The sequence below is a fragment of the Crenobacter sp. CS_VA4 genome (assembly GCF_055597485.1).
Window position 1 is genome coordinate 1 of sequence record NZ_JBVMAE010000048.1, and the last position, 18008, is coordinate 18008.

The window sequence follows — 18008 nt, forward strand, 5'->3', positions numbered from 1 at the left end:
AACAAACCGTGTCATTGCTCAGTCCTCGGCATGGCATTACGGAAATCATAGCCTTGGGGACATTTTCACACAGCCTCCGGCCATAGCTGTCATCTGGTATCTGGAACGAATGCAGCTGCTTTCTCAGGCGAAAACAGCCATGCGCATGCCGAGAGAAGTTGTAGCGCTTCGTTGTGCGGGTGGCCCGGATCGGCCCGCCGGTTGAGCGGATGGCATCAGGCCACCACCAGGGCTTTCAGCCGGTCTGCGAAGAATTCGATCAAGGCGGTGACGGCGGGCGATCTTAGGCGGCGGGTCGGGCTTACGGCATAGATGCCGCCCACATTATGGTAATAGTCCGGCAAGACGCGTAGCAGCGTGCCTGCCGCAAGATCCCGCACCGCCAATGTCATCGGCAGAAAAGCGATGCCGAGCCCCGCGCGGGCCGCGTGCACCTGAGCCTGAGCCGTGTTGGCGCGAAAGCGGCCGGACACGGTCACCTCCACCTCACCTTCCGGCCCGCTCAATTGCCAGACTGCCTGCCCGGAAAGCGCAGGCGGCGTGATGCATTCCATGCCGGCCAAATCTTCGGCCGCAGCAGGCATCCCGTGCTGCGCGACGAATTCCGGGCTAGCGAATAGTCCCCTCGAGCTATCGCCCAGCTTCCTGGCCACGAGCGTGGCGCCCTGGAGTTCTCCGGAGCGAAACGCGACATCGATGCTTTCCTCCACCAGGTCCACCCGCCGATCATCGAGCAGGAATTCCACCTGCACCTTGGGGTGGAGCGCCATGAACTCGGCCACCCACGCCATAGGGAAGAAGTTGAAGAAGTCGACCGGCACCGTCGCACGTACGGTGCCGGAGGGTTCGGCTGTGGCCTCGAGTAGGCTGTCTCCTGCGTGCTCGATCTCGGCAATGCCATCGGCACACTGGGCGAAGAACCTGGCGCCCGCTGTGGTCAGGTTCAATTTGCGCGTCGAGCGCACCAGCAGCCGAGTACCCAGTTTCCCCTCCAGTAGCTGCACGCGCCGGCTCAAGGTATTGGCCGGGGTGCCCAGCTTTCTGCCCGCAGCGGCAAAGCTGCCAGCTTTGACGACATGCACGAAGGTCGCCACGTCATTCAGATCGAACATGATTACCTCTAAATTTGGATGAATGTAATCACATTAGCACGGGTTATCACAGCAATAGCGGAGGAATAAGCTGTGCTCGTCATTTCGATCTTCAACTTGGCGAGAGAGGAAGCCCAACATGGCTACCACGACAAACATTCCGTCCACCCGCGCGGTGTGGGGAACCCGAATCCTGCTGGCGTTTGCCTTCGGCGCGGCCGGTACCGCCAAACTGCTCGGGGCGGCATTGATGGTGCAGCTGTTCGACCAGATCGGCCTCGGCCAATGGTTTCGTTATTTCACAGGGCTCACCGAAGCCACCGCCGCGATCCTGTTGCTTGTACCCGCAACGGGTTTCATCGGCGCCTTGCTATCGGTCGTGACTATGGCGTGTGCCGTCGCAACCCATCTGCTGCTGGTTGGCGGCAATCCTGCGCCTGCTATCACGTTGGCGCTGCTGAGCGCCTTCGTGATCTACCGCCTACACCCCATGAAGAGTCAGGTGCCGTCGAGGCACGGGTAACCAGGGCGGGTATCCAGGGCGTGCCCTCGTAGTCCCGAAGCCCTTCATCTTCATCACAACACTTTCAAGGATTTCATCATGAGCCAACTGTTTGCACCCATTCGTGTCGGACGCTATACCCTGCAAAACCGATTGGTGATGGCACCGATGACCCGCAGCCGCGCCGAGTTCGACGGTACACCGGGAGCGCTGTCCGCCGAATACTACGCACAACGCGCCGGTATCGGCCTGATTGTCACCGAAGGCACCCAGCCCTCAGACGATGGGCAGGGCTATCTCACCACGCCAGGCATCTATACCGACGCGCATGTCGCCAGCTGGAAGAACGTCACTTCCGCAGTGCATGACCAGGGCGGGCATGTCTTCATCCAACTCATGCATGCCGGGCGCATGTCGCACCCGGACAATACCCCCCATCATCGCCAGGGGGTTGCCCCCTCCGCGATCGCGCCGGGTGCGCCGATGTTCACGGCGACGGGCATGCAGGACATCCCCACGCCGCGAGCCCTGGCGACCGAGGAAGTGCGCCAGACCGTCGCCGACTTTCGCTTTGCGGCGCGTCGCGCGATCGAGGCCGGTGCCGATGGCGTCGAAATCCACGGCGCGAACGCCTATCTGATTCAGCAGTTCTTCGCGCCGAGCGCCAACACGCGAACAGACGATTACGGCGGCTCCATCGAGAACCGTGCACGTTTTGCCATCGAGGTGGCCGCTGCGATTGCCGAGGAGATCGGTGCCGACAAGACAGCCATCCGCCTTTCTCCTGGCACGACTATGTGGGGTATCGACGAAGGCGCCGAAGGGCCGGATCTCTACCGTTATCTCGTCGCCGAACTCGACAAGCTGGGGCTTGCCTACCTGCACATCATGCACCTGGGCAACGAGCCGCTGCTGACCGACATCCGCAAACGCTGGAAACAGACGCTGATCCTGAACCGGCCAAGCCGCCTGCGCGACCAAATCGGGGGCGACGTCACTACCGGGCTGGCCGATCTGGAAGCCTATGGACAGATGGTTCTGGCCAACCCGGATTTCGTCGAGCGACTGAAGACCAATGCGCCGATGAACGACGCCAACCCGAACACCTTCTTTGGTGGCGGCGCGCAGGGCTACACCGACTATCCCGCTCTGAGCGAAGCCACGGTCGCCTGAGGCATTCCAGCACGCCTGTCATTGCCCCAAGTCCGTACATCCAGTTGGAGGACATCATGAACCAACCCAAGGTAGGCATCATCATCGGCTCGACCCGCGATGGACGCTTCGGCGATAAACCGGCCACGTGGATTCACAGTCTGGCGGCGCCGCGGACCGACCTGGCGTTCGAGCTGATCGACTTGCGCGATTATCCGATGCCGCTCTTCAATGAGGTGGCGTCGCCCGCCTGGGCGCCGATACAAAACGCGGCCGCCCAGGCTTGGGGCGCCAAGCTGGCGGAGTTGGACGGCTTCATCATCGTCACGCCCGAGTACAACCACGGGCCGAATGCCGCGCTCAAGAATGCGTTCGATTACGCCTACAGTCAGTTCCACCGCAAACCGATTGCATTTGTCGGGTACGGCGGCGTCGGGGCAGCGCGGGCGATCGAGCAACTGCGGCTGGTTGCCATCGAATTGCAGATGGCGCCGATCCGCTCCGCCGTCCACATGGGCATGCTGGAGTTCCTGGGTGTCTGGCAGCAAGGCAAATCCTTCGACGACTACCCGCATCTCGCTCAGTCCGCCCAGGCGCTGCTCGACGAGCTGTCGTGGTGGACGAGTGCACTGAAACGGGCACGCCAGGGAGTAGCAGCATGAACGCGTCCACAAAAATCGACTTGTCGCACAACACCGGTACCCCTCTGCCTCCCCGGCCGATCGTCCTGCGCTCGGCAGGCCAGCGCCATGGCCCGATCACGCGGCTGATCAGCCCCGGCGACGTGGGCGAGCTGGTCAAGCCCTTCGTCTTTCTCGATCTGTTCAACGCCCCACCTGAGGCGTTCCGCGGTTTTGCCATGCATCCCCACTCGGGTATCGCCACGCTGACCTGGGTATTGAGCGGAAGTACCACGTACGAGGACACTACCGGAAAACACGGTGTGCTGCCGGCAGGTGGGATGGAATGGATGCAGGCGGGCGGCGGGGTGTGGCACACCGGCCAACCGATCGGTGATGAACCGCTCGCCGGCTTCCAGCTGTGGATCGCCCTGCCGCCGGAGCTGGAGAATGCACCGGCACAAAGCACTTACCTGAGCCCGGAACACATTCCGCAGTCCGGCCCGGTGAAGGTGTTGCTGGGCGAATACGGCGGCCAGGCCAACACGGTACGTCCGCCTTCGCCGATCCACTACCTCGCCGTGACGCTGCAGGATGGCGAAGAGTGGTTGTATCAACCGCCGGCTGCACATGACGTCGCTTGGGTCGCGGTCGCTCACGGCAAGCTTCATACGTCTGAAACCGTCGCGGGCGGCGAACTGGCGGTCTTCGCCGAAGGCAACACGGCGATCCGGTTTCGCGCCGCCGGTGAGACCGCGTTCGTACTAGGATCGGCCATGAAGCATCCGTATCCGCTGGTGCTCGGCCATTATTCGGTACACACGAATGCCAGCGCGCTCTATCACGGTGAGGCGCAGATTCGCCGTATCGGGGCGAACCTGGCGGCGCAGGGCAAGCTCGGCTTGCGCTAAGAAGTATCATTTTCCGGCGGGGCACCGTCCGACGTGTGCTTCTGAATGGGCGAGAGGGGTCAAGCCGGGTGGCTTGCATGAGATCGTTGCACTTGGTCTGCTTGACCGTCCCCCCCTGGCTCCAATCTCTTTTGCCACGTGCGGCACCGGTAATCAGCGCAACCTTTCCTGTAAGGCCGGTCATGGGATTTTCCTTCGGGCAAGGTATTCACCGATAGATCCCCCCGCTATGCGAGGGGACCGATCGGGTGCGGATGAGGCGTGCCTTCCTTAGAGCGCCATGCCGCCCGAGACTTCGATGCGCTGACCGTTGACCCAGCGATTGTCCTCCGAAAGCAGCGACGCGATCATCGGACCGATATCGTCCGGCTCCCCGGCCCGGCCGAGCGCTGTCATTTCGGCTACACGCCGGTTCAGCTCCGGATTGTCGCGGACCATGCCACCGCTGAAGTCCGTGGCGATCGCACCCGGTGCAATGGTGTTGACCGCGATGCGGCGAGGACCAAGCTCCTTCGCGAGATAGCGAGTCAGCACCTCGACCGCTCCCTTCATCGATGCATACGCTGCACTGCCGGGGATCGTGATACGCGTCAAACCGGTCGACACGTTCACGATGCGGCCTCCATCGTTGATCAGCGGCAGAAGCTTCTGCGTCAGGAAAAACACGCCCTTGAAGTGGACGTTGAAGAGCTGATCGAGCTCAGCCTCTGCCGTCTGGTCGATCGCAGCGTGGTGCGAAAAGCCAGCATTGTTCACGAGGTAGTCGAAGTGGTCGGCCCCAAGACGGGCAAGCGCTTCCTGCACCGAGCCCACGAAGCTGTCGAATGCACTGACGTTGCCGGTATCGAGCTGCAACGCGATTGCCTTCTGGCCAGCCTCGGAGACAAGACCAACAACCTTTTCCGCTGCTGCCTGATTAGAGTTGAAGGTGAAGATCGAACTGACACCGCGCTTGGCCAGGTTAAGCACGGTATTGCGTCCCAGGCCACGGCTACCACCCGTGACGATGGCGATCTTAGCTGTTGAATTTACCGCAATATTTACAGAGGTCATGATGCGCTCCCAGTGAGAAGATGCAGGACGAAGTTTATTGATGGAGTCTGCGGCATTGAATGTCAGAACTTGCCCACTTCTTGCCTAATCCTGCGGTACGCTCTCCTCACACCATCGGAGCCGACGTATCATTTTGATATGCACCGACGGAGGCCGATCACCATGACTGATGCCCTTGCTGAGCTCGTCAAACGCTATACAGAGACGCAGCCAGGTGGCAGCCCGTTCAAGACGTCGGTTCCTGGGCTCACTATTCTTCGCTCGGACCACGAAAAGCACCCTTCGCATCTGATCTTCAAGCCTGCGCTGTGCGTGGTGGTGCAGGGCACAAAGTGGACGACGTTCGGCGACAAGCGTTTTGACTACACGGCAGGACAAGCGCTGGTCGTCAGTGTCGAGATGCCGGCTTTCAGTCGAGTGGTGACAGCCAGCCCCAGCGAGCCTTATCTTGGACTGATCATCGAGTTCGATCTTGCCGTGATGCACGATGTCATGGAGGCGCTCGACAACCCCCCTGTACCGGACAACAGCGTAGGGCACGGCGTATTTGTGACGAACTTTGATGGCCCGCTTGCCGACTGTGTGTTGCGCATGGTGAGACTATTGGATACGCCGCAGGCCATCTCCATGCTCTCGCCGCTGATCATGCGTGAGATCAGCTATTGGCTACTGACTGGCCCTCACGGGAGCGAGGTCGCCAAGGTTGTGCTGGCAAGCAGTCACTTGAAGCGGGTCATCGACGCAATTCACACGCTGCGCGATCAGTTCGCGGAAACCGTGCGGATCGAAACTCTGGCGGCGGTCGCGCAAATGAGCCCCTCCGCTTTTCATCGGCAGTTCAAGGCTCTGACCTCGATGACCCCATTGCAGTATCAGAAGCAACTGCGCTTACTGGAAGCACGTCACTTGATGGTATCTGGCGTGGCCAATGCGGAAACTGCGGCCTATCGGGTCGGCTACGAAAGCCCGTCGCAATTCAGCCGCGAGTACGCACGCATGTTTGGCGCACCGCCAAAACGCGACGTCACTGCTTTGGTCGCGACCTCAGATTGATCCAGCCACCATGCGAGCGCCGGTGGGGCGCCTGGAGTCTCCCGTGATCCAGGCCCAGCCACAACAGGCGAACCTGCTCGCCGCGGTGCGTAACGCTGGGTAAATCGCCCTTGGCTTGCTAGATACGTCGACGGCTGCTTCCTGATACGAAAGCAGCCATTGCTCGTCTAAGGCCATGGTCAGGAGCATGCCGCGCCTGCAACAAGACGGCTGCGGCTCAGGCGAGCCCGAGCGCTTGCCGAATCTGCCAGGCCACGCCGGCGTCGTCGTGGTGCCCTGCCTCAGCGGTATCCGGCAGCAAGGCGTGCAGGCGTGGGTGGGCATTGGCCATGCGGTAGGGGTGGCCGACGACCTGCAGCATTTCAAAGTCGTTGAGCCCGTCCCCGAATGCCGCGCAGTGCTCCAGCGCTATCCCCAGCGTGCTCGCGAGCCGGCGCAAGGCATGCCCCTTGCTCACGCCCGGGGCCATCACTTCAAGGTAATCGGGCTGCGAATAGGTCAAGGCCACCTGACCGGCGAAGCGCCGGAGGATGGCGTTTTCAATTTCGGCCAGGCGGCCGGGGTGGCCGGTGTACATGATCTTGGCCACCCCTTCGCCGTGGTGCTGCGCCAGCTGCTCGTGCATTTCGCCGAATTCCGATATGCGGTGCGGGTGCTCGTAGCCCTCGTGCACGCAGCGCAGCGCCCCGCTGTCCAGGTACAGGCTGAGCAGCGTGCCGTGCGCCAGATCGGGCTGGACCAGCGCGCGCACCAGCGGCGCCGGCACGTCGGCGGCATAGAGCAGCGTGCCGTCTTGGGCATGCACGCGTGCACCGTTCGAGGTGATCAGGCTGAGCGGCAGGTCGAGCCCCGCGGTCAGCAGGTGCACGTCGCGACAATGACGGCCGGTGGCGATGATCAGGTGGATGCCGCGCTCGGCGGCCGCGCGCAGCGTATCGATGGTGAAAGGGTTGATGGTGTGCCTGGTGTCCAGCAGTGTGCCGTCCAGGTCGGAGACGATCGCAGCGTACATGGGGGTTCTCAATGGGCGGGAGATGGGCGCCGACAAACGCCGGCGCCGTCGTGGCGAAGAGTTTAAGCGAGCGCGGGCCTTTTCAGCACCCGCAACAGCAGTGCAGTCAGCACCGTGCCGGTCAGCAGCGCGACCAGATAGCCGCCCAGGTGGGTGACCGCGTTCGGGATCGGCAGCACGAACACCCCGCCGTGCGGCACCTTCAGCTCGGCGCCGATCACCATCGAGATCGCGCCGGTCAGTGCCGCGCCGGCCACCAGCGCCGGGATCACCCGGAACGGGTCGCGCGCGGCGAACGGGATCGCGCCTTCGCTGATGAACGACAGGCCCAGCACCGCGGCGGCGTTGCCGGCCTCGCACTCGTCGAAGGTGAAGCGGTCGGCGAACAGCTTGGTGGCGAGCGCTAGCCCTAGCGGCGGCACCATGCCGGCGGCCATCGTCGCCGCCATCGGAGTGTAGACCTGGCTCGCGATCAGGCCAGTCGAGAACGCGTACGCCGCCTTGTTGACCGGGCCGCCCATGTCGAACGCCATCATCGCGCCGAGCAAGGCCCCGAGCACCAGCGCGCTGCTGCCCTGCATGCCCTTGAGCCACTCGGTCAGCATCGCGAGCACCACCGCCACCGGCGTGCCGACCACGTAGATCATCAACAGGCCGACCAAGAGCGAACCTAGCACCGGCAGTATCAAAACCGGTTTGAGGCCGTCGAGATTGCGGCCGAGCTTGATATGGCGGTTCAGCCAGTCGGTACCGTAGCCGGCGATGAAGCCGGCGGCGATGCCGCCGAGGAAGCCCGAGCCGAGGCTCGCCGCCAGCATGCCGCCGACCATGCCCGGCGCGACGCCGGGACGGTTGGCGATCGAGTACGAAATGTAGCCGGCGAGGATAGGCACCATCAGTGCGAACGCCGACTTGGCGCCGATCTGGAACAGCGACCAGGCGAGCGTGCCCTTGTGCGCGTCGTCGAAGGCGTAGATGCCGCCGAGCGCGAACGCCAGCGCGATCAGGATGCCGCCGGCGGTGACGAACGGCAGCATGAACGACACCCCGGTCATCAGATGCTGGTAGGGCCCGGTGCGCTTGCTGGTGGATTCGGCCGACTCGGCGGCCGCCTTGACGTTGGCCGAATCGCCCCCGTGCGGCTGCGCCTCGGCGGCGGCGCGGCGCAGCAGGTTCTGGCCGTCGTTGATCGCCGCCTTGGTGCCGCTCTTGTAGAGCCGTTTGCCGGCGAAGCGCGCCAGCTCCACCTGGGTGTCGGCGGCGATTACCACCAGGTCCGCAGCGGCGATCTCGTCGGCGGTGAGCGTGTCCTGCGCACCGACCGAGCCTTGGGTCTCGACCCGGATCGTGTGGCCGAGCGCCTTGGCAGCCTGAGTCAGCCCCTCGGCCGCCATGAAGGTGTGGGCGATGCCGGTCGGGCAGGAGGTGATCGCGACGATGCCGAGCGTCTTGTCGCTGGTCTTGCCGGTTGTCCCGGCGGTCGCGCCGGAGAGCGCGTCGAGTGCGTTGCGGATCACCAGTTCGGCATCGCGCAGCACCGCGTCGAGCGTGACGTTGAAACGGGTGCGCCCGGCGAAACGCGCGTCGGGCGGCGGCGGGTTGCCGACCAGCAGCACCGCGTCGGCGCCGGCGATGCTCGCGTCAAGCAACGGTTTCTGCACGCCGTCGGCGGTGTGGATTTCCAGCTCCAGCCGGTGGCTGAGCCGCGCCGCACTCTGGCGCAGCGCCTCGCCGGCCAGCATCGATTGGGTGCTGCGATCGCCCGCGGCGATCACGGCCAACAGGTTTGCCATGGGTCTCCTCCTTCGTGGACAAAGGTCCTCTGGGTGGCGCCGTTCCCGTGGGAAGGCTGCCTTGTCATTGAGAGTCGCTAACAAAACCCAGCGAAGCGGTTCCGGCTAGGCGCGCTACCGCAGACAGTACGAGTAGTACGGCAAGGCAGCGCAACAACGCCGGAAGGGTTTTGTTGGTGACTCTTAGAGCTTCTGGATAGTTACCGCCTCACCCAGGTTGATCACCTCGGTCGCGTCCGGCAGATGCGGGCCGAGGCGGCCGAGCTTGGCGGCGGCGAACGCCACAGAGCGCCGCGCGATCCCCTCGGCGTCGGCGCCTGCGCGCCAGGCGCTGATCAGCCCGGCGACCAGCGCATCGCCGGCACCGACGGTGCTGACCGCGTTGATCACCGGCAGACGGGCGAGCAATACACTGCCGCCGTCGACGAACAGCGCCCCGTCCTCGCCGAGCGACACCGTCACCTTCTCGATGCCGCGCTGCTGCAGGCCGAACGCCGCCGACACCACGTCGTCCAGCGTAGCCAGCGGCCGGCCGGCCCATTGTTCCAGCTCGTGGCGGTTGGGCTTGATGCACGCCGGCAGCGACTCGCGCGGCGCGGCCAACGCGGCCGTCAGCGGCGCGCCGCTGGTGTCGAGCAGCACCCGCGCGCCGAGCCGGTTCAGGCGCGCGATCACCCGGGCGTGGCTGTCGGCCGGCAGGCCGGCCGGCAGGCTGCCGGCGAGCACCACGTCGCGGCCGAGCTCGGTCAGGTCGTCGAGCCGCTCCAGCAGGCGCGCGAGGTCCTCCTCGCCGACGTCCAGGCCCGGCAGGTTGATGTCGGTGGTCTCGTTGCGGCGAGTGTCGGCGAGCTTGATGTTGACCCGGGTGTTGCCGGGCACGCGCACAAAGCGGTCGAGTATCCCCTTGGCCTCGAACAGCGCCTCGAACGGCTCGCTATTGCTCTTGCCGAGCAAGCCGGTCGCGAGCACCGGCGTGCCCCAGTCGGCGAGGCAGCTCGCGACGTTCACACCCTTGCCGCCGGCGTTACTCGCGACCGTTTTGGCCAGGTTGACGCTGCCCGGGTACAGGCCGTCTAAGGTGACGGTCTGGTCGATCGCCGGGTTCAGCGTGACGGTGATGACCGGGCCGCTCATGCCAACTCCCCTTCCAAGGCGCGCACCGCTTCGGCGCTGTCGCAGTCGAGCGCGCGGGCGGCGAGATCGGCGAGCCGGCTCTGATCGCTCGCCCGTAAGCGCGCCTTTACCGCCGCCACGTCGCGCGGGCTCATCGACAGCTCGCTCACCCCCAGGCCCACCAGCAACGCCGCGCCGAACGGGTCGCCGGCGAGACCGCCGCACACGCCGACCCAGCGCTGGTGCAGCGCCGCGCCGTTGACGGTCTGCTGGATCAGCCGCAGCACCGCCGGGTGCAGGCTGTCCGCCTCGGCGGCCAGCTCCGGGTGCTGGCGGTCGATCGCCAGCACGTACTGGGTCAGGTCGTTGGTGCCGATCGAGAAGAAGTCGACGTGTTCGGCCAACTTGTCGGTCAGCGCAGCGACCGCCGGCACCTCGACCATGATGCCCAGCGCCACCTCCGGCGCGTCGAGTTCGGCGCGGATCCGCTCGCAGATAGCGCGCAGCGTGATCACCTCCTTCAGCGAGGTGATCATCGGGAACATGATCGATAAGGGGTGGCCGGGGCCTGATTTCTGTACGCAGGCGGCGGCGCGGTACAAGGCGCGCAGCTGCGGCTCCAAGAGGTCGGGCCGTCGCAGCAACAGGCGCGCGCCGCGCACGCCGAGGAAGGGGTTCTCCTCGTGCGGCAGGTTCAGGTGCGGCACCTGTTTGTCGCCGCCTATGTCGAGGGCGCGCACGATCAGCGGCCGGCCGTCTAGCGCCGCCAGCATCGCCTGATAGACCTCGAACTGCTCCTCCTCGTCCGGCGCGTGGTCGCGCTCGAGGAACAGGAACTCGGTGCGCATCAGCCCGACGCCCTCGGCGCCGTCGGCGAGCGCCGCGGCGACCTGGTCCGGGCGATTGACGTTGGCGGCGATCTCGATCACGTGGCCGTCGCGGGTCTTGGCCGGCAGCGCGCGCTCGGCGGCCTCGCGCTCCTTGCGGTAGTTCTGCGTCGCGACCCAGTCGCGCGCCGCACCGATGTCGGACTCGGACGGGTTCAGGTACAGCCGGCCGGTCTGGCCGTCGAGGATCGCCGGGGTGCCGTCGGCGATGTCCAAGAGCGCCGCACCGCCGGCGACCAGCGCCGGCAGGCCCAACGTGCGCGCCAGGATGGCGGTGTGCGAGGTCGGTCCGCCCTGCGCGGTGGCGAGACCGATCACTTTATCGGTGTCGAGTGCGGCGGTGTCGGACGGCGACAGGTCGGTCGCGACCAGGATGCAGTCGTCGCCCGGCAGCGACTGCAGCGAGGTGAAGCGCAGCGTCGGCTCGATCTGGCCGAGCACGCGCCGACCGACGTCGCGCAGGTCGGCGGCACGTGCGGCGAGCAGCGGGTTGCCGAGCGCCGCCAGGCGGTCGGCGAGGCGGTCCACCGCCTGCTGCCACGACCAGGCGACGCCGTGGCCCTCGACCATCAGCTGGCAGGTCAGCGTCAACAGGTCGGTGTCGTTCAAGAGCTCAGACTGCGCCTTGAAGATCGCCGCTTCGGCCTTGCCGAGCCGGCGCGCGGTGTCATCGGCCAGCGCCTTCAGCTCGGCCCGGGTCGCCGCCAACGCCGCATCGAGCCGGTCGCCGCCCTCGCTGAGCGTCTGCGGATGGTCGGGCACGCTGACCTCGCGCTGGCTCAGCACATGCACACGGCCGATGGTCAGGCCCGGGCTCGCCCCGATGCCGGCCAGCGCCAACGGATGGCCGGGTGGCACCCAGCCCTGCTGGGCGGCGTGCGCCTGCGCCTTCTGCGCCGCCAGCGCCGCCTCGGTCTGTTCCTGCGCCGACAGCCGGCTCATCACGTCTTTCAAGCGCGCCAGCGCCGCCGCCGCGTCGCCACCCTCGGCCGACACGGTCAGCACGTCGCCGTGCACGAGACCGAGCTGCAAGAGCGAGATCAGATTCTTCGCGTCGGCCGTCTCGGCGCCGTGGCGCAGCTGAATATGCGCCGCGAACTGCCGGGCGGTCTCGACCCACTGGGTGGCCGGGCGCGCGTGCAGGCCGTTCGGGTAGTCGAGCGCCCACTCGAAGCGCTCCGCGTAGTCGGCCCGAGGCGCCCCGTCGATCACCGTAGAAGCTGCGCCGTCGGTCAGCGCGGCGATCAGCTCTCCGGCGTGGTCGGTCGCGAACAGGCCGGCGAGCCGCGTCTCGTCCTGCAGCAGCCGGGTCAGCCGGCGCAAGAGCACGATGTGCTCGTCCGACTGCGCGGCGATCGCGAACACCAGCCGAGTCTCTTGGCCGGGGTTCCACTCCAGACCGGCCGGGATCTGCAGCACCGCGATGCCGGTCTGGCGGATCAGGTGGCGGTCGGCCGCCATGCCGTGCGGGATCGCCACGCCGTGCCCGAGGAAGGTGTTCGCGAGCGATTCGCGGCGCAGCAGGCTGTCGACGTAGCCGGGGTCGATGCAGCCGGCGGCGACCAGCAGCTCGCCGGCTTCGCGGATCGCGCTGTCCTTGTCGGCGGCGCGGCTTTGCAGCCGGATCAACTCGGGACGGATCAGGTCTTGGGTCATGGCGGGGCGGTCTCCTTTGCGTCGTTATCCAGCGTGGCAGGTCCCGGTGTCTTTGCCCGGGTGCGGTCCTGCGCACGTTTTGAACCGGTTCGTCACTGCGCTATAAGCCAGCGCGGAGCGCTTGTCTCGGCGGCTCTTTCGTTGCATTGAAATCGATTACACAAACACTGTCAACAAGCTTTCACGCAGCATGACGCAAAATCGCCTGCCTTCTGTCTGAAAGGCTTTTACTATAAGGCTTGCCAATTGATGCCTGCTGTTGCAGCATCACGGCATTGCCACTGAAAACGATTGCAGAAAATGACGGTACGCATCAAGGACGTGGCACGGGCCGCCGGGGTATCGGTCGCCACCGTGTCGCGCGCGCTCGGCGAGGGCCCGGTCAGCGACAGCCTGCGCAAGAAGGTCGAGGCGGCGGTGGCCGCCACCGGCTATCGACCCAATCTGTCGGCGCGGCGGCTGCGCTCCCAGCACTCGCAGACCATAGGCCTGATCGTGTCGGACATCCGTAACCCCTTCTTCACCGCGGTCAGCCGCGCGGTGGAGGATGCCGCGTATCAACTGGGCATGCGGGTGATCCTGTGCAACACCGATGAGAACCTCGACAAGGAGGCGCTCTACCTGCGGCTGATGCAGGAGGAGCGCGTCACTGGGGTGATCTTCGCGCCGACCCGCGAGACCGCCGCCACACTTGACCCGGACGAGCTCGGCTTCCCGGTAGTGCTGATCGACCGCGCCGGTCCGCCCGGGCGCAACGATGCGGTGGTGCTCGACAACGCCGAGGCGGCCGGCCTCTTGGTCGACCACCTGGTGGCACAGGGCTACCGGCGCATCGGCGGGCTGTTCGGCAACACCAGCACCACCGGCGCCGAGCGCCACACCGGCTTCGTCGCCGCCTTGCAGCGCCACGGCCTCGCCGCGCCGGCGCGCTTCGTCGCCCCGAGCGCCACCGCGGCCGAACAGTCGTTGCAGCAGTGGTTGGCCGAACCGGACCGGCCGGACGCGCTGGTGGTCAGCAACGGCCTGTTCCTGCTCGGCGTGCTGCGCGCGGTGAAAAGCGCCGGGCTCGCGGTGCCCGGCGAGCTCGCGATCGCCGGCTTCGACAACGACGACTGGACCGATCTCGCCGGCCCGGGCCTGACGGTGATCGAGCAGCCGGTCTACGAGATCGGCCGCACCGCGATGGCGATGCTGATGGAGCGGCTCGACAACCCGGAACAGCTGCCGCGCAAGGTGGTGCTGTCCGGTAGCTTGGTGGTGCGCGGCTCGAGCGGGCGCGCCTGAGCGTCGCCCTCCCGGCCCTCGCAGGCCCGGGCCGGGGAAGCGCGCGCTTGGATAGCGCCGCGCCGCTGCCTACTATTCGCCAGTGCGGCGCGGGCGATTTCACCCCTTCCCCTTGTCGCCACGCCCCGTCACCCTTACCTGCTAGCCAGACCGCCAGGCCGCCTGCCTGCGTTCGGCCAACCTTAGAGGAGCCCATCTTGAATTCACGCTGGATCGATATCTCCACCGCCCAGGGCGAAACCTTCTCCGGCTACCTGTCGCTACCGCCGACCGGCAGCGGTCCGGGCATCGTGCTGGTGCAGGAAATCTGGGGCGTCAACGAACACATCCGCGCCGTGGCCGACCAGTACGCGCTGGCCGGCTACGTGGTGCTGGCGCCGGACGTGTTCTGGCGCCTCGAGCCGCGCGTCGAGCTCAACTACGACGAGGCCGGCACTGCCCGTGCGTTCGGGCTCTACCAGCAGGTCGACACCGCCCTGGCCGCTGCCGACGTGGCAAGCGCGCTCGATACGCTGCGCGGCCTGCCGGAGGTGACCGGCAAGGTGGCGACGCTGGGCTTCTGCCTAGGCGGCCAGCTCGCCTACCGCGCGGCGGCGATCGGCCAGCCGGATGCGGCGGTCGCCTACTATGGCGGCGGCATCAACCAGCACCTCGACGTGGCCGACAAGATCACCAACCCGATCCTGTTCCACTACGCCGAAGAGGACAGCCACATCCCGCAGAGCGCGGTCGCCGAGGTGAAGGCGCGCTTCGCTGGCAAGCCGAACGCGACCTTCTTCGACTACCCGGCCGTCGACCACGGCTTCAACTGCTGGGGCCGCACCGCGGTGTACAAGCAGCGCGCCGCGGCGCTGGCGCATGGACGCACGCTGGAGTTCCTGTCGCAGCATCTGTAAACCGTCCCACCACACACCAAAACGCCGCAGTCCCCTCTGCGGCGTTTTTTTATTCCTAATAGAGCCAAAGAGCACAGGAAGAACGCATCCCTCTGCCTCGACCAAAGTTGCCGGTACGAACACCTCTGGACTGGTTCGACAGCTCCCTCCCCTCTCTCATCAACAAATAATTTAAATTGGATAATTATTTGACAATAAGAATCTTAATAAATAGATTTATGCGTTTAATCTTATGCCATTGGGCTGTGCTTACCCCATTCAGCCACTGACGACGGTGTGACTCGGAAACGAGCTCTACATCATGGGAGGCCTCTCGCGATGTCCTTGGGCAGCGGCTAGCCGTCGTAGCTATTCAGTGCTCCAGCTGGCCGGAATGGACCACACAGCCCTTTCACCCGAGGGTTAACATGCATAAAAAAAGCCTCAACACCGAGCCAAAACGCGGCTTGATAAGAGAAGGCGAGCCACTTCGTGCGGACGCCGTAATGTCCGCAACGGGTCAGGGAACGATGCTTTCCCCAGCCGCCCAACTGCCCAACCAGCGACTGTCTCTGCTGTCCCTGGCCCTTTCTGCCACAGCCCTTTTGCCGACGGCCGCCTACGCCAACTGCACGACGACCGGCGCGACGACCACCTGCGATGCCACCCTTCCCAATCCCTGGGCATCGACGGTCGGCAGCGGCAATCTCGCCTCCGAGGACGGCCGCTCGGTGGACGTACAGGCCAACGGCCAAATCGCCGTGGGCAACGCGAATGCCATCAGCGTGCGGGACAATGCCAATGTGCACGTCGCCAACGGCGCCACGGTGAGCGCGAACTCGACGAATGCGAAAGGGATATTCGGCACCGGCGGCAATACGGTCGAGTTTCGCAACAACGGCACCTTGACGATCGATCAGGGGGGGCAGGTGCTCGCGACCGGCACGCAAAAGAGTGCCGAAGCGGTCAACCTGATGGGCAGCGGCAACACGGTCATCAACAACGGCACGATCAAGGCCAACAATGCCGCGGCGATCTGGTTTGATAACACGTCGGGCCTGAACACGATCATCAACAACGCCACCGGCGTCATCCAGGCACCGGGTAACGTGATCGGCAGCGCCGGGAATGCCTCGGTTGATTTCACCAACCGCGGCACGGTCATCGGCAACCTGGTGTTCGCCGGCGGCGACGACTCGCTCCATCTCTATACCGGCTCGACTATCACCGGCTCGTTCGATGGCGGCGGCGGCAACAACTCGATCACGCTCAACGGCACCGGCACCGCCTCGATGCCCAGTTCGATCAAGAACTTCCAGACCCTCACCAAGTTCGACTCGGGCACCTGGATGCTGACCGGCTCGATCATCGGCGTGACGCTGACCCGGGTTGCTCAAGGCACCCTGGCCTTGAATGGCGACAACTCGCGCTATACCGGCAAGGTGGTCGTCGATGCGGCAGGCATCCTGCAGGCGCCCGCGCAAAGCCTTCCGCCGACCGTCACAAACAACGGCTTGGTGCAGTTCACTCAGCAGGTGAACGGTACCTACGCCGGCCTCATTACGGGCACGGGGGTGGTGGAGAAAGACGGCGCCGGCACCTTGACGCTGGCCCCGACGGCGGCGGGCGGCAACACCTACTCGGGGGGACCCTTCTTAAGCAGGGCACCGTCGCCGTCGGCACCGATAATGCGCTGGGCAGCCCGACAGGAGGAATCGACTTCAATGGCGGAGCACTACAGCTGACCAACAGCTTCAACCTATCGGCAGGGCGCCCGATCACCGTCGACGCCGGCGGCGGCACGATCGATACCCAGGGCTATGCCTCGACCATAGCGCAAGCGATGACGGGCAGCGGCGCCCTCACCAAGACAGGCTCGGGCACGCTGATCCTGACCGGCAATAACAGCTACAGCGGCGGCACCAACGTCGGCAGTGGGCAGCTGGTCGTCGGCGACGCTGCCCACCCCGGTGCGGCACTGTCCGGCGGCGGCGCTGTGCAGATCGCCGCCGGCGCGACGCTGGGCGGCTACGGCAGCGTGACCGGCTCGGTGACGAACAGCGGCACGATCAGCGCCGCCAATGCGCTGTCGGATCTGCAGGCCGGGCCGAACGGCAACTTCCAGATCAATGGAGACCTGATCAACCAGGGGCTGGTCAAGATCGGTGGTAATGGCGTGGGCAATAGCCTGACGGTGGCCGGCAACTATACCGGGCAGAACGGTAGCGTCGCGCTGAATGCCAGTATCGGCGGCGACGGCTCGCCATCGGATAAACTGGTGCTCAGCGGCGGCAAGGCCAGCGGCTCGACGCAACTGCAGGTAACGAATGTTGGCGGAGCGGGGGCACTCACCACCGGTGATGGCATCAATGTCGTGAAGACCGTCAACGGTGCCAGTAGCGCTGCCAACGCCTTCACCCTGGCCGGCGGCTCGGTCAGCGCCGGCGCCTACTCCTACTACCTGTTCAAGGGCGGCGTGTCCGCCGGCACCGCCGAGAACTGGTACCTGCGCTCCACCGTCCCGGTATCGCAATCGGTCACGCCCGCACCGACGCCCGGGGACCCTGCCCCTGTGCCGGTAATCATCGCCCCGTTCGCCGCCGAAGGCACGCCGCCGCTGCCGCCGGCGCCACCGCCGGGCGCCGACCCGATCCCGCTGTACCGTCCGGAAGTGCCGCTCTACGCGGAGATTCCGGTGGCGGCGCGCCAGCTGGGCATCGAGCAGATCGGTACCTTCCACGAGCGCCAAGGCGAGCAGAGCCTGCTGAGCGAGAATGGCCAGCTGCCGGCCGGCTGGGCGCGGGTCTGGGGCGAGCACAGCCGTCAGAGCCAGCACGGCGAGGTGAACCAGCGCTTCGACGGCACGCTGACCGGCCTGCAGGTCGGCCAGGACCTCTACGCCGACACCAGCGCCGCCGGCCACCGCAACCACTACGGCCTGCTGCTCGGCTACGCGCACGCCAAGGGCGACGTCAGCGGCTTTGCGCTCGGCTTCCAGGATCGGGG

At 65.6% G+C, this 18008-nt stretch carries 16 protein-coding genes; 10 read left to right on the forward strand and 6 right to left on the reverse strand.

Translation table 11 applies throughout. From position 1 onward, the window contains the following. Positions 1 to 205 (forward strand): hypothetical protein (locus ACZ2IA_RS21810; protein ID WP_470294695.1); only part of this gene is annotated, 205 nt, incomplete at its 5' end. Between the two features lie 10 nt (positions 206 to 215). Here ACZ2IA_RS21810 and ACZ2IA_RS21815 read toward each other — a convergent pair. Then, positions 216 to 1112: a LysR family transcriptional regulator gene (locus tag ACZ2IA_RS21815; RefSeq protein WP_470294696.1), complete on the reverse strand. Its 897-nt coding sequence runs from the start codon at positions 1110 to 1112 to the stop codon at positions 216 to 218. A 118-nt stretch (positions 1113 to 1230) separates the two neighbouring features. Between ACZ2IA_RS21815 and ACZ2IA_RS21820 the strand changes: the two genes are divergently transcribed. The 4 genes from ACZ2IA_RS21820 to ACZ2IA_RS21835 all read left to right on the forward strand — a co-directional run bounded on the left by ACZ2IA_RS21820 (position 1231) and on the right by ACZ2IA_RS21835 (position 4276). Further along, the gene (locus ACZ2IA_RS21820) at positions 1231 to 1614 is read left to right on the forward strand and encodes a DoxX family protein (protein ID WP_470294697.1); all 384 of its coding nucleotides are present in this window, start codon (positions 1231 to 1233) and stop codon (positions 1612 to 1614) included. Between the two features lie 78 nt (positions 1615 to 1692). Then, positions 1693 to 2766 carry an alkene reductase gene (locus ACZ2IA_RS21825; RefSeq protein WP_470294698.1) on the forward strand — a complete coding sequence of 358 codons (1074 nt, stop codon included), beginning with the start codon at positions 1693 to 1695 and terminating at the stop codon, positions 2764 to 2766. 56 nt (positions 2767 to 2822) lie between these two features. Then, the gene (locus ACZ2IA_RS21830; protein ID WP_470294699.1) at positions 2823 to 3407 is read left to right on the forward strand and encodes an NADPH-dependent FMN reductase; all 585 of its coding nucleotides are present in this window, start codon (positions 2823 to 2825) and stop codon (positions 3405 to 3407) included. After that, the gene (locus ACZ2IA_RS21835; protein ID WP_470294700.1) at positions 3404 to 4276 is read left to right on the forward strand and encodes a pirin family protein; all 873 of its coding nucleotides are present in this window, start codon (positions 3404 to 3406) and stop codon (positions 4274 to 4276) included. Before ACZ2IA_RS21830 ends, ACZ2IA_RS21835 begins: the two co-directional genes overlap by 4 nt. Before the next feature lie 270 nt (positions 4277 to 4546). Here ACZ2IA_RS21835 and ACZ2IA_RS21840 read toward each other — a convergent pair whose 3' ends face one another. Next, on the reverse strand, positions 4547 to 5329 hold the full coding sequence (locus ACZ2IA_RS21840; protein ID WP_470294701.1) for an SDR family NAD(P)-dependent oxidoreductase: 783 nt from the start codon (positions 5327 to 5329) through the stop codon (positions 4547 to 4549). A gap of 162 nt (positions 5330 to 5491) precedes the next feature. Here ACZ2IA_RS21840 and ACZ2IA_RS21845 point away from each other — a divergent pair, with 162 nt between their 5' ends. Further along, on the forward strand, positions 5492 to 6382 hold the full coding sequence (locus ACZ2IA_RS21845; RefSeq protein WP_470294702.1) for an AraC family transcriptional regulator: 891 nt from the start codon (positions 5492 to 5494) through the stop codon (positions 6380 to 6382). Positions 6383 to 6599: 217 nt separating this feature from the next. Here the strand turns inward: ACZ2IA_RS21845 and ACZ2IA_RS21850 are convergent, their stop codons facing one another. From ACZ2IA_RS21850 to ptsP, 4 genes are all read right to left on the reverse strand, one after another. Further along, a complete protein-coding gene (locus ACZ2IA_RS21850) occupies positions 6600 to 7394 on the reverse strand; it encodes an HAD family hydrolase (RefSeq protein ID WP_470294703.1) in 795 nt (264 codons plus the stop codon). 62 nt (positions 7395 to 7456) lie between these two features. Further along, entirely contained in the window at positions 7457 to 9187 is a 1731-nt protein-coding gene (locus tag ACZ2IA_RS21855; protein WP_470294704.1) for a PTS fructose transporter subunit IIBC, read from the reverse strand. Positions 9188 to 9370: 183 nt separating this feature from the next. Continuing rightward, entirely contained in the window at positions 9371 to 10321 is a 951-nt protein-coding gene (gene pfkB, locus ACZ2IA_RS21860) for a 1-phosphofructokinase (RefSeq protein ID WP_470294705.1), read from the reverse strand. Next, positions 10318 to 12843 (reverse strand): phosphoenolpyruvate--protein phosphotransferase, encoded by a 2526-nt coding sequence (gene ptsP / locus ACZ2IA_RS21865; RefSeq protein WP_470294706.1) that lies wholly within the window; start codon positions 12841 to 12843, stop codon positions 10318 to 10320. Before ptsP ends, pfkB begins: the two co-directional genes overlap by 4 nt. Before the next feature lie 300 nt (positions 12844 to 13143). On the opposite strand from ptsP, the gene ACZ2IA_RS21870 reads away from it, so the two are divergent. The 4 genes from ACZ2IA_RS21870 to ACZ2IA_RS21885 all read left to right on the forward strand — a co-directional run. Further along, positions 13144 to 14127, forward strand: a complete 984-nt coding sequence (locus ACZ2IA_RS21870; protein WP_470294707.1) for a LacI family DNA-binding transcriptional regulator — start codon at positions 13144 to 13146, stop codon at positions 14125 to 14127. A gap of 197 nt (positions 14128 to 14324) precedes the next feature. Further along, the gene (locus tag ACZ2IA_RS21875) at positions 14325 to 15023 is read left to right on the forward strand and encodes a dienelactone hydrolase family protein (RefSeq protein WP_470294708.1); all 699 of its coding nucleotides are present in this window, start codon (positions 14325 to 14327) and stop codon (positions 15021 to 15023) included. A gap of 407 nt (positions 15024 to 15430) precedes the next feature. Next, positions 15431 to 16747 carry an autotransporter-associated beta strand repeat-containing protein gene (locus ACZ2IA_RS21880; protein WP_470294709.1) on the forward strand — a complete coding sequence of 439 codons (1317 nt, stop codon included), beginning with the start codon at positions 15431 to 15433 and terminating at the stop codon, positions 16745 to 16747. A 98-nt stretch (positions 16748 to 16845) separates the two neighbouring features. After that, the coding region (locus ACZ2IA_RS21885; RefSeq protein ID WP_470294710.1) for an autotransporter-associated beta strand repeat-containing protein at positions 16846 to 18008 on the forward strand (1163 nt) is incomplete at its 3' end.